The sequence below is a fragment of the Haemophilus sp. SZY H36 genome (assembly GCF_018829625.1).
Taxonomy (GTDB): Bacteria; Pseudomonadota; Gammaproteobacteria; order Enterobacterales; family Pasteurellaceae; genus Haemophilus; species Haemophilus haemolyticus_K.
The window spans coordinates 15534-29410 of the sequence record NZ_JAHKKA010000008.1 but is presented as its reverse complement, the minus strand read 5'-3'; the positions used below and the strand labels follow the sequence as shown (position 1 = coordinate 29410).

Genomic DNA, 13877 nt, shown 5'->3' with positions numbered 1-13877 from the left:
AAAGAATTATCCTGGCGGCGATAGTGCGGTGGAACCACCTGACACCATACCGAACTCAGAAGTGAAACGCTGTAATGCCGATGGTAGTGTGGGGCATCCCCATGTGAGAGTAGGGCACCGCCAGGTTACCAAATATGAATCTAAATTAAATAAAATAAAAACAGAAGAACCCCAGTTGAAGGACTGGGGTTTTTGTTTATGGATTTTAATTAACTACTATTATAAAAAATAGAATTAAAGATAATAGCTCGTGCCGAAAGAGATATGGGCCTATATTCCGATTATTTAGAAAAAATCAAGTATTATTGGATTTGTGATATACAGAACTTATGTATTCTTAATAATCTTTTAGATATCTCTTGAGAGATAAATATTACTATTTTTTAGTTTAGATACTAGATAATACTTCTAATTAGAGGTTAACTTAATTCAGATCTCTTGGATATGTAGACTAGGAATTTGTTATTATTTTGATTTCTTTCACTAATATATCACCTATTTGTTTACGCCAGCCTATGAGTAATTCTGGTAATTTATTGGGTGAACATTCTTTTTTCCATACCCATTTTATTAATTCTTCTAATGTTCGTTTACTCGCTATGATTTCTGGTGATAGCCCTACTGGAGTGAGTGCAGTCACTTGCTCTTGTAGTGAACGAATTATTTGTTTATAACGAGGATCTTCAGAAATTCTAACTATTTTCTGTGGATAATTATTAGGAGATATCTGGCTAGCTTGGACAAGGAGCTGAAGAATTTTTTTTCCATAGATTCGGATCTCATTATGAGTTAGACCCAGTTCAAGCATCTCAGCTATATTACGAGGATTGTACTTTGCTACTTTCCAAAGATGTTCTGATTTTACAATATAAGACAAGGCTAAATTTCGCTTTACAGCAATATTTTGTCGCCATGTTGCTAAAACTTTTAAGCGAGCTAATTCTAAAGGCTTCAGTTTCCATGCATTTGGAATATCCAAATAGGCTTTATTCGAATCTCGTTCTTTTAATTTATATGTTTTGATAAGTGCGAGTTCACAGTCTTCCTTTACAGCTTTTAACCAAGGCGTTTGGGAGAGTTCTTGTTGCAGAATGTGATACAGAGGAAGTAAATACCATACATCACCCGCCGCATATTGTAATTGTATTTTTGAAAGAGGACGTTTAATCCAATCAGTACGAGTTGCACCTTTATCTATTTTTATATTCAGATATTGTTGGACTAATTTTGCCAAACCTGCAGACATACCGAGTCCAAGGAAACGAGCCATAATTTGTGTATCTATCATGGGGGTAGGCAACTGATTAAATTCCTGCGAGAACACTACTAAGTCTTCACTACAAGAATGTAATACTTTGAGAACATGAGAATCAGCAAGTAGTTTAACAAAAGGCGAAAAATCAGTGATCATAAGTGGATCAATTAAAGACACTCGTTTGCCGTCATAAAGTTGGATTAATCCCAGTTTTGGGAAATAAGTTGATATGCGTATAAATTCGGTGTCTAACGCAACTATATCCTGTTGTTGGGCCAAAAGGCAAATTTCTGAAAGCTCAGTATTAGTTGTAATAAGAGAAAAGTGCGGTAAATTTTGGCATTCTTTTATCATTGTCGTATTTCAACAGGAAGATTTAACAAGGAAATGGGATATTGCTATCCCATTTATTTAATGAGCGGAACGTTTTGCGATTTCTTCATCTCGAAGTACGCGACGTAGAATTTTTCCTACATTCGTTTTTGGTAATTCATCACGGAATTCAATTTCTTTTGGAACTTTATAGCCTGTAAGATATTGTCGACAATGCTGGCGAATTTCATCACGTGTTAGACTATCATCTTTTTTTACTACAAAAATTTTGATAGTTTCACCTGATACTTCATGTGGTACCCCGATAGCAACAGCTTCTGAGACTTTATCATTAAGCATTACTACGTCTTCAATTTCATTTGGATATACGTTAAAGCCTGAGACTAGTATCATATCTTTTTTACGATCAACAATACGAAGGCTATAAGTTTCATCCATAATTACAATATCGCCAGTTGCCATCCAACCATCTTTTAAAACTTCACTTGTTGCCTCTGGGCGTTGCCAATAACCTTTCATGACTTGTTCGCCTTTTACCCATAATTCGCCAGGTTCACCAATTTTGGCTTCGGTTCCATCATCTTGGATAATTTTAATGTCAGTATTTGGAACTGGTACGCCTATGGTGCCATTGTGTTTTACTACATTAATTGGGCAAGCAGCAATAAGCGGTGAACACTCTGTCATGCCGTAGCCTTCAATAATATTACAACCCGTTAGAGCATGCCAACGTGTTGCAACTGATTGTTGAATTGCCATTCCTCCACCGACAGAGAGTTTTAATGCTGAAAAATCCACCTCTTTGAAGTTTTCGTTATTCAATAAAGCATTAAATAACGTATTTACTCCTGTAATAGCTTCAAATTGATATTTTTTTAGCTCTTTTACAAAACCATCAATATCACGTGGATTAGTGATTAAAATTGCGGTAACGCCTAATTCTAAAAATAATAAGCAATTTACGGTTAATGCAAAAACGTGATAGAGCGGTAAGGCTAAAATTGCAGAATGAGTACGCGTATTATCACCAATAAAGGGTTCTGCGATCCATTTAGCTTGGAAAACATTAGTAATAATATTTCCATGCGTTAACATTGCCCCTTTAGCGACGCCAGTTGTACCTCCAGTATATTGTAGGAATGCCAGATCTCCTCGAACAACATCGGGGCGTACATATTGACGATATTTTCCGATGCTTAATACTTCTCGAAATGTTACTGCATGTGGCAACTTGTATTTAGGGACGAGCTTTTTGATATATTTTACAACGAAATTAACGATTGTACGTTTACCGAAAGAGAGCTGATCCCCCATTCTTGTTAAAATGACATGTTTTACATTCGTGTTGAAGACAACTTTTTCTAAGGTTGAGGCAAAATTAGATACAACAATGATTGCCACCGCACCACTGTCTTGTAGTTGATGTTCTAATTCTCTTGGTGTGTAAAGTGGGTTAACATTTACTGCAATCAGACCGGCCCGTAAAATACCAAAAAGTGCAATAGGGTACTGCAATAAGTTTGGCATCATCAATGCTACACGATCGCCACGTTGAAGTTTAAATTCGTTTTGTAAATAGGCAGCAAAAGCACGACTACGCTCTTCTAATTTTCGGAATGTAAGTATTTGCCCCATATTGATATAAGCTGGACGGTCGGGGTGCTCACGTACAGCTTTATCGAACATATCCAAAATAGATTCATATTTTGAAGTATCCAGAAATTTTTCAGAACCTTCTGGATAATTTTGAAACCAAATTTTTTCCATTTTTTATCCTAATTTGTTGGAAAATCTTTAAGATTTTATCATTTAATTCAAATAATAGCGAATTTCGGGTTGGATATACCGAGGCTGGTATCGCCATCTCCAGAATCCCCAAACATCGTCCCAATCATCTTCAGGATAATAATAGTTTGTACTTAGCGTCCAAAGACGGTATTTATTTGGTTTAATAACAGGATAAGTATAATTAGCCTGTTCTATTTTACCTGGTTCTGAACCAATTAATTGTCCGCCAATTGTGATATAACGGTCTTTTAAATTTTCGGGATCTATAAAACCATCGAAATAAACGATAAAACGGCCATCAGATTGTGATTCTACGAAAGGTTTTCCAGATAAAGATGATACCGGTAAACTAAGTACTTCGATTTTAGTATGATGAGGTAAAATGGTAGTTTGTACAATTTTGCCGCCTAATCGGATATTTTTACAGTGGCAACTCAGATCTTGAGATGTAATTTCTTTATAGCTAGTAATAGAAAACTGTTCATTTTCTAATCCTCTTGGTGGAGTAATACAGCCTGTTAGACCTAAACAAAGTGCGGTCAAAAATATGCTTATTTTTCCTTTCATTTTCACTTATCCTCCACGATGATATTATTCGCGTCCAGGTAACTTTTTCCACGTGACTTCATTTCGTAAATAAATAGGCTCAATTTCTAACGCTGAAATAGTTTGTTGCTGTTTCCATGCTGTTTGAGCAAGGGGTAACATATATAAGGCATTTGGCAATTCAATTTCTGAACCGTTCAGATTTTTTTCTGTAAATTGTGGGTAAGCCGCCCAACCTGTACCTACATAAAAAATATCGTTATTTTGAAGTTGAGAAATTGCTTGTTCAGGTGGGCAAACTTGCTCTGGTGTTATTTCTCTCCATTGAGAAACCGCTCCAAAATTAGTGTGTACATCTTCACATATAAGTTGTGAAAAATATACTTCCCCCATGCGCGCATCGATTGCGGCTGCAACTTTTTTAGCTTGATATAATTCAAATGCAGCCTGTGCCATTGCTGTTAAATTTGATATAGGAATAACTGGCAAATCAGCACCTAATGCTAAACCTTGTGCGATACCAGCACCTACTCTTACACCTGTAAAACTACCAGGACCACGCCCAAAAGCCAGAGCATTAACTTGATTTAAATGCAAGCCTGAGTTTGCTAAGATTTTATCAATCATAGGAAGAATTCGTTTGGTGTGTGTGCGTTGCGCTAATTCATTTAAATGTGTTTTTTCACCGTTATATAGTAGTGCAACTGAGCAGGCTTCAGTAGAGGTATCTAATGCTAATAAAGTTAGCTTTGTCATTATTTTTTCTCATTTATTGATTTTGTAAGAATTGTATCACTTTATTGAGATCTCGGGTACGACTTGAGTTTGGCAAACTCTTTAAAAACGTTTCGCCATAATTTCTCATAACCAAACGATTATCACAAATAATCACTACGCCACGATCGCTTACACCTCGAATTAGACGCCCAACGCCTTGCTTTAGCGTAATCACGGCTTCTGGAATTTGAATATCATTGAATGGATTGCCTCCCTGTAGCTTGCAATCTTCAATACGTGCTTTTAATAAGGGGTCATCAGGTGCGGTAAACGGAAGTTTATCGATAATCACCAGGGAAAGTGCATCACCGCGAACATCGATTCCTTCCCAAAAACTAGATGTTGCAACAAGTACACTATGAGAGGTATAAGTGAATTGTTCCAATAATTTGCCTTTAGAGGTTTCTCCCTGTACTAAAATTGAAAGACTACTTTTTTCACGAAAATATTCTGCTAATCCTCGCATCATTGTGTAAGAAGTGCAAAGTACAAAGCAGCGCCCTTTATTGGCTTCAATTACTGGCAGTAACATTTCACCTAATGATGTTAAAGTGTGCGTTTTATTGGTAGTTGGCAAATAACGAGGAACACAAAGTAACGATTGTTCAGGATAATTAAATGGACTATGTAAAATCTTTTGTGTTGCATGTTCAATCCCTAATCGTTGACAAAAATGATTAAAGGTTCCACCTACTTCTAATGTTGCGGAAGTAAAAATCCATGCAGACTCTTTGATCTTCAGCTGTTCCCCAAATTTGTCAGCCACGGTTAGCGGTGTAATATGTAAACCGAATTGACGGCCATTTCCCTCATACCAATAACAAAACCCCACAATATTAGTTTCGGTTAGGCGCTTTAATTGACTTTTTATTGATTCGACACGTTCAAAAATACTATCGAGTGTTTGTGAACGCCCTAATGTAAGCTTAATCACCTCGGAGAGAAAATTAATTTTTTCTTGTAATAAATCAAAGGCTTTTTTTACCGCACTTTGTTTATAAAATTCACGCCAATTTCCACGAGTATTATTTTCTTCACCTAATAAAAGACGAAAATCCTGTACAACTTTAAGTAATGTATCTGATGTGCTGCCAAGTTGCAGCATATCTTTTAGTTCAGTACGATAAACAATATTAATATCTTTGCATAAATCAAATAGCTGTCGAGAGGTGAGCGATTGCCCAAAATATTGACTGGCAATATCGGGCAATTGATGTGCTTCATCAAAAATAATCACTTCTGCATGAGGAATTAATTCCCCAAATCCAGTTTCTTTCACAGCCATATCAGCAAAAAACAAATGATGATTAATGACCACGAGATCCGCATTTAGTGCTTTTCTCCGAGCTGCTGCAACATAGCATTCGCTATAATTAGGGCAATCAGTTCCTAAACAACTTTCCGCGGTACTAGTTAGCTGTGAAATGATAGGGCTGTCTTCGGCAAGTTCTACACATTCAGTAAAATCACCTGTTTTTGTGCTGTTATTCCACTTTCTAACTTTACTTAAATCCGTTAAAACAGATTTATCACCAAGCACTCCTTGTGCAATAACTTGATCTAATCGTTCTAAACATAGATAGTTTGCTCTTCCTTTGAGTAAGGCTATTTTTCCTGTGAAATCAAGTGCTTTTTTGATAGCAGGAAGATCTCGATTGAAAAGCTGATCTTGTAAATTTTTAGAACCGGTTGAAATAATGGTTTTTTTGTTAAATAGTAATACTGGTGCTAGATATGCCAAAGTTTTGCCCGTGCCTGTACCTGCTTCAATAACAAGAGAAGACTTATTATAAATGGTATCACCAACGGCTTGAGCCATGCTAAGTTGTTCTGCCCTTGGACTGAAGTCCTTTATATTTTGACTTAATTGTCCATTGAGAGAGAATATGTGAGAGAGTTGATCTTGATAATTCATTTATAGGAAAACTTTTTGGGGTAAGTCTAGCAAAATTTGATGTGATCGTATAGGAAAGACAGTCGAAATCATCAAAGATGAAATAATTAATTTATATTTATAAAACCGATATTTATTAAACCATATATACCTTGCTAATTCCCTATTTTCCATGGATAATAAGACGTCTTTCTATGCTTAAAATTTATGCGGAAAATGACATGTTTGTTGGTGAAAATTCAATGCAGCAATTGGTGTAAGACATTGATAATCAAACATTTTTCTTAAAATAAATTAGCCGCTTGCAACGCGTGCGGAATATCGCGTTGTTTTATAAAGCAAACGTTTATGCTTAATAACGTTATCAATGCACCCAGCAACATACAGTCGTGAGATTGACTGGCGCGAGAAACACGAGGTCGATAACGAAGCAAAGTGCGGTTTATTTTGAGGTCTTTTTAAATATTTAATAAGAGAATTGACAATGAAAAGAATGTTAATCAATGCGACTCAAAAAGAAGAGTTGCGTGTAGCGCTAGTTGACGGACAGCGCTTATTTGACCTGGATATTGAAAGCCCAGGACATGAGCAAAAAAAAGCGAATATCTACAAAGGGAAAATTACTCGCGTTGAGCCAAGCTTAGAAGCGGCTTTTGTAGATTATGGTGCAGAACGTCATGGTTTTTTGCCATTAAAAGAAATTGCTCGTGAATATTTTCCCGATGATTATGTTTTCCAAGGTCGTCCGAATATTCGCGATATCTTGAGCGAAGGCCAAGAAGTTATCGTTCAAGTTAATAAAGAAGAGCGCGGAAACAAAGGTGCAGCCTTAACTACTTTCGTTTCTCTTGCGGGCAGTTATTTGGTCATTATGCCAAATAATCCGCGTGCGGGTGGTATCTCTCGTCGTATCGAAGGGGATGAGCGCACTGAATTAAAAGAGGCATTAAGTTCATTAGATGTGCCTGAAGGCGTTGGGTTGATTGTTCGTACAGCTGGTGTGGGTAAATCTCCAGAAGAGTTGCAGTGGGACTTAAAAGTTTTACTTCACCATTGGGAAGCGATTAAACAAGCATCTCAGAATCGTCCAGCGCCTTTCTTGATTCACCAAGAAAGTGATGTAATTGTACGTGCTATTCGTGATTATTTGCGTCGTGATATTGGCGAGATCCTTATTGATAGCCCGAAAGTGTTTGAAAAAGCAAAAGAGCATATCAAACTTGTTCGCCCAGATTTCATCAATCGCGTGAAACTTTATCAAGGCGAAGTGCCTCTTTTCAGCCATTATCAAATTGAATCTCAAATCGAGTCAGCATTCCAACGTGAAGTGCGTTTACCTTCTGGCGGTTCAATCGTTATTGATGTAACAGAAGCCCTGACTGCTATTGATATTAACTCTGCGCGTTCTACTCGCGGTGGAGATATTGAAGAAACAGCATTAAATACTAACCTTGAAGCAGCAGATGAAATTGCGCGTCAATTACGTTTGCGTGACTTAGGTGGTTTAGTTGTTATCGATTTCATTGATATGACGCCAGTTCGTCACCAAAGAGAAGTGGAAAATCGTATTCGTGATGCAGTTCGTCAAGATCGTGCTCGTATTCAAATTAGTCGCATTTCTCGCTTCGGTTTGTTAGAAATGTCGCGTCAGCGTTTAAGTCCTTCACTAGGTGAGTCTTCACATCACATTTGTCCTCGTTGTCAAGGAACAGGTAAAGTGCGTGATAACGAATCTCTTTCCTTGTCAATCTTGCGTTTAATTGAGGAAGAAGCATTGAAAGAAAACACCAAGCAAGTGCATACGATTGTGCCTGTACAAATTGCTTCTTATCTTCTTAACGAAAAACGTAAAGCAATTAGCAATATTGAAAAACGTCACAATGTAGATGTCATTGTTGCGCCAAATGAAGCAATGGAAACACCGCACTTTAGCGTTTTCCGCTTACGCGATGGCGAAGAAGTGAACGAATTGAGCTATAATTTAGCGAAAATTCACTGTGAGAAAGATGAAAGCACTGAGGAATCTCTTGTTTCTCGTAATGTGGAAACAACTGTTGTTGCTGAACAACCAGCGGTTGAAAGTGCGGCAGTGGCGCTTTCTATTTCTGAAGCTGCTCCGACTCCAGTTGAGCGTAAATCGAATGAACCGTCTTTGTTAGCGAAAATTATTGCGAAGATTAAAGGCTTGTTTGCTTCTGAATCTGAAGAAAATAAACCGAAAAATAACCGCACTTCGCGCAATTCTAATCGTAATCAACGCCGTTCACAGGATCGCCGTACTTCTCGTCGCCCACGTTCTGAAAATAACGAAACGGAAAGAACCGAAGAACAAGTCCGTAATATCCGAGAGCGTAATCAACGCCGTCCGCGCCGTAACTTAGTGGAGGAAAGTATCGCTGAAAGTGCGGTAAATTCTACACCGGTTTTTGAGGCTCAGGATGAAAAAACTGAGCAAGTGACTCAACGCCGTCAACGTCGTGATTTGCGTAAACGCGTACGTGTTGAAGATAATGAGATGGCTGTTGAAAATAACGAAAGCATTGTTGAACAAATGCCAGATGTGGATGTTGTCGAAGTTCAAACCGTTCAAGATGATGAAAAACCAGTTCGTCAAAACCAAGAACGTTCTGAACGTCAAGATCGTCAACGTCGCACTCCACGTCATTTACGTGCAGCTAATAATCAACGTCGTCGCCGTAATCAAGAGCCAAAATCGCCAATGCCATTATTTGCTGCAGTAGCTTCACCTGAATTGGCAAGTGGAAAAGCTTGGGTGGACTATTCAACAGTGAACGCTCAGAAAGAAAATAATTTCTTATCTGTGGATGAATTGCTTGAGCAAGAAAAAACTAAAAAAGGTTTTATCACGCCAGCAATGGGGATTGTGGTTGAAGAAAAATCTCTTGAAGTAAAACCAGCATTAGATTTTATTACTCAGCCAGCTAATGAATCTGTACAGAAAAAAGTACAAGAATCTTTAGAGCGTTTAAATTCTCATAAACCTCAAGAAATGGTTGAGTCTATTGAGTCAACGATTACCGTAAATGAGCCTGAAATTGTAAATGAACCAACCTTTGTTCGTACTTATGAGTTTAATGGGCGTTTAGGGACTATTTCTTCAGTTACTCATACAAAAGCGGAGATGACTTTGGCAAAAGCGAGTGATGAAATGCCTCAGCCATTCCCAATTATTGAATGGCAAGATTCTCGTTATTATTTTTATGGTAAAGGGTCAGCAGGGCATCATTGTGCGATTAGCCATGTATATTCTGAGCCTACCCGAGCAGAATCAGAGTAATCTAAAATAAAAAGTTAGAATTGGCGTGATTTTTATTACGTCAATTCTTTTTATTTTGGGGTTGCAGTAAAAATAATCACTTGATAAAAACGAGATAATTTCTGCTTGACGGTCTTTCTCAAAAAACGTATTATGCGTGCGCATTAAATCACGGAGGAATGGTCGAGTGGTTGAAGGCACCGGTCTTGAAAACCGGCGAGGGTTTACGCCCTCCTAGGGTTCGAATCCCTATTCCTCCGCCATCAAATTTTGATAAAAAACCTAAGTCACTGACTTAGGTTTTTTATATTTATTCAAATTCATCCAACCATTTCAATAAAATAGCCTCAAGAATTGATTCATTTGATTTATTAGGATCATCGTCAAAATCCTCAAGTTCACAAATCCATTTATGTAAATCAGTAAAACGAACTGTTTTTGGATCTAAATCTGGATTACGATCGTAAAGTTCTTCCGCTATTAATTGGGCATCTGTCCATTTCATTAGTGGGCAGCCTCATTGGCATGGTTAATGTTATATTTCGGAATTTCTACCACAATATCTTCGTCTCCCACGACACATTGGCAAGATAAACGACTATCCATTTCTAATCCCCAAGCTTTATCCAGCATATCTTCTTCTTGATCACTCGTTTCATTTAGAGAGTCAAACCCTTCACGAATAATCACATGGCAGGTTGTACAAGCACAGGAGCCATCACAAGCATGATGGATTTCCACCCCTGCATTGTGTGCAACTTCTAATAAGTTATCACCTGCAGCCGCATCAACAACCATACCTTCGGGACAAAACTCTTCATTAGGTAAAAAAATCACTTTTGGCATAACACTTTCCTCAAAATTATTTAATAATCTGACCGCACTTTTACGGTTTTTCAATATCTGACAAATTTTTGCCAGTCAAAGCTTTATTAATCGATGCATTCATTCGACGTGCTGCAAATTCTTGAGTAGCGATATCCAAGGCTTTAATGCCTTGTGCAATTGCATCACGATCTGAACCTTGTTTTACATCCATTAATTGTTTTAACACACTTTCAATATGATGAAATTCTTCTGTGCTCAGCAATTCAGCCCCATCAGCGTGTAACGCAACAATCACGCTTTCAATTACACGATCCGCTTCTACTCGTTGCTCGGCTAATTCGCGAGCTTGTAAATCCTCTTGCGCATTATCAAAAGAAGATTTAATCATTGAGGTCACTTCTTCATCTGTTAAACCATAGGAAGGTTTAATTTGAATTGATGCCTGCACTTTAGTCGATTTTTCCATTGCAGTTACACTTAATAAACCATCTGCATCGACTTGATAAGTCACTCGAATATGGGCGGCACCAGCTGCCATTACTGGAATACCTCGTAGAGTAAAACGCCCTAAAGAGCGACAATCATCTACCAGCTCACGTTCACCTTGTACGACATGAACAGTCATTGCTGTTTGGCCATCTTTGAAAGTAGTAAACTCTTGTGCACGAGCCACAGGAATTGTTGTGTTACGTGGAATAATTTTTTCCACTAATCCACCCATAGTCTCAATGCCTAAAGAAAGCGGTACGACATCAAGCAACAACATATCAGAGTCAGTTTTATTACCGACTAAAATATCCGCTTGAATTGCGGCACCAAGTGCCACAACTTTGTCTGGATCAATAGAGGTAAGTGGTGTTTTACCAAAAAACTCACCAACTTGTTCTCGTACGTATGGCACTCGAGTTGAACCACCAACCATTACCACCGCTTGTACTTCTTCAGATTCAACGTTGGCATCTTTCAAAGCTCGGCGACAAGTTAGCAATGAACATTTTACCAGTGAACGAATCAACTCATTAAATTGTTCTCGTGAAATTTCTACTGAAAAATTCTGCCAAGAAATCACCGCACTTTTCTCAGTGCTTAAAGCCATTTTGGCTTGGCTAGCAAGGGTTATCAGTTCGCGCTGTTGGTTTGGGGTTTGAGGTTTTACTTGGGTTTGTTCAACGACCCAATCTGCAATTAAATGATCAAAATCATCACCACCTAGCGCAGTATCGCCACCTGTTGCTAGAACTTCAAAGACGCCTTTTGATAAACGTAAAATTGAAATATCAAATGTACCGCCACCTAAATCATAAACTGCGATAATCCCTTCCTGACCGCTATCTAATCCATAAGCGACTGCGGCTGCAGTGGGTTCATTCAATAAACGTAATACATTTAGCCCTGCTAAACGCGCAGCATCCTTAGTACTTTGACGTTGAGCATCATCGAAATAAGCAGGAACCGTAATCACAACCCCAGAAAGCTCGCCACCAAGGCGTTGTTCTGCAATATGATTTAAACGCGATAAAATATCTGAGGATACTTCAATTGGACTTTTTGACCCCTGTGCCGTAACAATTAAAGGTAATCCATTTTCACTCGCTACAAATTCATAAGGCAAACTAGAATAACGAGACTGAACATCAGCAAGACTACGACCAATTAGACGTTTTACTGAAATCACCGTATTTTTTGGGTCAAGTGAGGCTTGTTCAAAGGCTTCTAAACCAACTTTCTTTTCTGCGACGCCATAATGAACGACCGATGGCACAAGACTACGCTCTTGTTCATCATTAAGAATCACGGATTGCCCACTACGCACGGATGCAACCAAAGAATTGGTTGTTCCCAAATCAATCCCAACGGCTAAACGATGTTGATGCGGTGCAGCAGCTTGTCCGGGTTCTGCAATTTGTAATAATGCCATATACTATTTTTCTACTGGTTATGCGACGGAATACGCCAAATCAAATTTATTTTTTTCTGCAAAGCTTGCTTGGTAATGTGTTTCAATATTGACTTCGTGTTTTTGACGTTCATCAATCACTATTTTTCTCTCTTCGCTTAAGTCAGGCGAGAATATAAAAATTTGATTACCATCCAATTGTTTCACATCCTCTTGCCAATTTTGCCAAAATAGACCTTGATAAAAAGCCTCTAAATCACCATTCAATGCCCAAGCTAAAAATTCTGTATAAGTAAAATTTAAATTATGCCAAGTGAGATCTTTTGGTGAAAAGTAATAAATTTTGCCAAGGTTATTGCCTAACGAACCACCATTTAATGCAAAGTAACCGCCTATCACATCATCGGCAACTAATAAATACTTTGGTTTTTCACCAGACTCACTAAAAGACTTACTAAAATTCCAATCCATCAATCCACGCGGTAATTTAAAACTTCCTGAACCTAAAATACGCAACCAACCATAATGAATTAAAATTCCACCTGTTTCATAGATTACTGCACCCATTGGTGATGACGTAGGCATTTGCATGGTAAAAAGTTCACGTTCTGCACTTGATTGATCTTTTTTAATGACATAACAATGATTACGTGCACTTTCAATCCATTGGGAAAGTATAGGCCAAGCAGAGTTTTCTGGAGATATTAGTTGTTCGAGAGTTTGCATAATATCAAGGGATATTGAGATATAGATCTATTACAGTTCAAAAAGGCGTTCTTCTACACGTTCAATTTCTTCAGAAAGCTTACGAGTAAAACGTAATTTATCACACTGTTGAGATGCTGTCGCCCATTGTTGGGATGTCAGACTCTGAGAAAGCGCGGTCAATAATGACTGAGTTTCTTGTTTAATTTCTTTCGCAAAAGCGTTTAATGCTTTTTCATCTTTCTGATCTTCAAGTTCTTCTAGTTGTTCTCGCCACTGTAACTGTTGCATTAAAAACGCCACATCTTGTGTACTTTTTTGCTCAAGATCTATCTGCTTACCAGTATTTAGTGAAATGATAGCTTCCGCTCGCAAAATTGGGTCTTTTAGCGTTTTTAAGGCATCATTCACTTCGGTGGATTTTTGCATCGCAACGCGTTGTTCTGACGCACTACTTGATACAAAATTATCTGGATGTAGCGCCTTTTGTAATTCTAAATAACGTGTATTTAGCACCTTCTCATCTAACTGAAAATCAACGGGTAAATCAAAAATTTGAAAAGGATTTAACATCAGA

11 protein-coding genes, 1 tRNA gene and 1 rRNA gene are annotated in these 13877 nt (G+C 37.9%); 3 read left to right on the top strand and 10 right to left on the bottom strand.

All coding sequences use genetic code 11. The annotated features are described in order from the left end of the window. The first annotated feature begins 10 nt into the window (after positions 1 to 10). Positions 11 to 126, top strand: a 5S ribosomal RNA gene (gene rrf / locus KP713_RS08935). Between the two features lie 325 nt (positions 127 to 451). On the opposite strand, the gene rnd is transcribed toward rrf, so the two are convergent. The 5 genes from rnd to yoaA are packed head-to-tail and all read right to left on the bottom strand — an operon-like array spanning position 452 to position 6614. Continuing rightward, the gene (gene rnd, locus KP713_RS08930) at positions 452 to 1609 is read right to left on the bottom strand and encodes a ribonuclease D (protein WP_215770426.1); all 1158 of its coding nucleotides are present in this window, start codon (positions 1607 to 1609) and stop codon (positions 452 to 454) included. A gap of 57 nt (positions 1610 to 1666) precedes the next feature. Beyond that, a complete protein-coding gene (fadD, locus tag KP713_RS08925; protein ID WP_215770425.1) occupies positions 1667 to 3355 on the bottom strand; it encodes a long-chain-fatty-acid--CoA ligase FadD in 1689 nt (562 codons plus the stop codon). A gap of 42 nt (positions 3356 to 3397) precedes the next feature. Beyond that, on the bottom strand, positions 3398 to 3943 hold the full coding sequence (locus tag KP713_RS08920) for a Slp family lipoprotein (RefSeq protein ID WP_215770424.1): 546 nt from the start codon (positions 3941 to 3943) through the stop codon (positions 3398 to 3400). A gap of 24 nt (positions 3944 to 3967) precedes the next feature. Further along, a complete protein-coding gene (gene tsaB, locus KP713_RS08915) occupies positions 3968 to 4678 on the bottom strand; it encodes a tRNA (adenosine(37)-N6)-threonylcarbamoyltransferase complex dimerization subunit type 1 TsaB (protein ID WP_139990414.1) in 711 nt (236 codons plus the stop codon). Between the two features lie 13 nt (positions 4679 to 4691). Continuing rightward, positions 4692 to 6614 (bottom strand): DNA repair helicase YoaA, encoded by a 1923-nt coding sequence (gene yoaA / locus KP713_RS08910; RefSeq protein WP_215770423.1) that lies wholly within the window; start codon positions 6612 to 6614, stop codon positions 4692 to 4694. 463 nt (positions 6615 to 7077) lie between these two features. Between yoaA and rne the strand changes: the two genes are divergently transcribed. Together rne and KP713_RS08900 are read left to right on the top strand one after the other, a co-directional pair. Continuing rightward, positions 7078 to 9891 carry a ribonuclease E gene (rne, locus tag KP713_RS08905; protein ID WP_215770422.1) on the top strand — a complete coding sequence of 938 codons (2814 nt, stop codon included), beginning with the start codon at positions 7078 to 7080 and terminating at the stop codon, positions 9889 to 9891. 152 nt (positions 9892 to 10043) lie between these two features. Then, positions 10044 to 10133, top strand: a tRNA-Ser gene (locus KP713_RS08900). Positions 10134 to 10180: 47 nt separating this feature from the next. Here the strand turns inward: KP713_RS08900 and iscX are convergent. Genes iscX through hscB form a run of 5 tightly spaced genes read right to left on the bottom strand, consistent with a single transcriptional unit; the run spans position 10181 to position 13873 of the window. After that, complete coding sequence (gene iscX, locus KP713_RS08895) at positions 10181 to 10375, bottom strand: Fe-S cluster assembly protein IscX (RefSeq protein WP_005659903.1); 195 nt, start codon at positions 10373 to 10375, stop codon at positions 10181 to 10183. Next, complete coding sequence (gene fdx / locus KP713_RS08890) at positions 10375 to 10716, bottom strand: ISC system 2Fe-2S type ferredoxin (protein WP_140523689.1); 342 nt, start codon at positions 10714 to 10716, stop codon at positions 10375 to 10377. Before fdx ends, iscX begins: the two co-directional genes overlap by 1 nt. 40 nt (positions 10717 to 10756) lie before the next feature. Then, positions 10757 to 12616, bottom strand: a complete 1860-nt coding sequence (gene hscA / locus KP713_RS08885) for a Fe-S protein assembly chaperone HscA (protein ID WP_215770421.1) — start codon at positions 12614 to 12616, stop codon at positions 10757 to 10759. Positions 12617 to 12634: 18 nt separating this feature from the next. Continuing rightward, a complete protein-coding gene (locus KP713_RS08880; protein ID WP_140523681.1) occupies positions 12635 to 13321 on the bottom strand; it encodes a DUF2625 domain-containing protein in 687 nt (228 codons plus the stop codon). 30 nt (positions 13322 to 13351) lie between these two features. Continuing rightward, positions 13352 to 13873, bottom strand: coding sequence for a Fe-S protein assembly co-chaperone HscB (gene hscB, locus KP713_RS08875; RefSeq protein WP_140523677.1), 522 nt, complete (start codon positions 13871 to 13873; stop codon positions 13352 to 13354). Between the last annotated feature and the right edge of the window lie 4 nt (positions 13874 to 13877).

Bases quoted from the DNA above. Each gene is read 5' to 3' on its own strand.
- rnd (WP_215770426.1), bottom strand. From the start codon at position 1,609: ATGATAAAAGAATGCCAAAATTTACCGCACTTTTCTCTTATTACAACT.
- fadD (WP_215770425.1), bottom strand. From the start codon at position 3,355: ATGGAAAAAATTTGGTTTCAAAATTATCCAGAAGGTTCTGAAAAATTT.
- KP713_RS08920 (WP_215770424.1), bottom strand. From the start codon at position 3,943: ATGAAAGGAAAAATAAGCATATTTTTGACCGCACTTTGTTTAGGTCTA.
- tsaB (WP_139990414.1), bottom strand. From the start codon at position 4,678: ATGACAAAGCTAACTTTATTAGCATTAGATACCTCTACTGAAGCCTGC.
- yoaA (WP_215770423.1), bottom strand. From the start codon at position 6,614: ATGAATTATCAAGATCAACTCTCTCACATATTCTCTCTCAATGGACAA.
- rne (WP_215770422.1), top strand. From the start codon at position 7,078: ATGAAAAGAATGTTAATCAATGCGACTCAAAAAGAAGAGTTGCGTGTA.
- iscX (WP_005659903.1), bottom strand. From the start codon at position 10,375: ATGAAATGGACAGATGCCCAATTAATAGCGGAAGAACTTTACGATCGT.
- fdx (WP_140523689.1), bottom strand. From the start codon at position 10,716: ATGCCAAAAGTGATTTTTTTACCTAATGAAGAGTTTTGTCCCGAAGGT.
- hscA (WP_215770421.1), bottom strand. From the start codon at position 12,616: ATGGCATTATTACAAATTGCAGAACCCGGACAAGCTGCTGCACCGCAT.
- KP713_RS08880 (WP_140523681.1), bottom strand. From the start codon at position 13,321: ATGCAAACTCTCGAACAACTAATATCTCCAGAAAACTCTGCTTGGCCT.
- hscB (WP_140523677.1), bottom strand. From the start codon at position 13,873: ATGTTAAATCCTTTTCAAATTTTTGATTTACCCGTTGATTTTCAGTTA.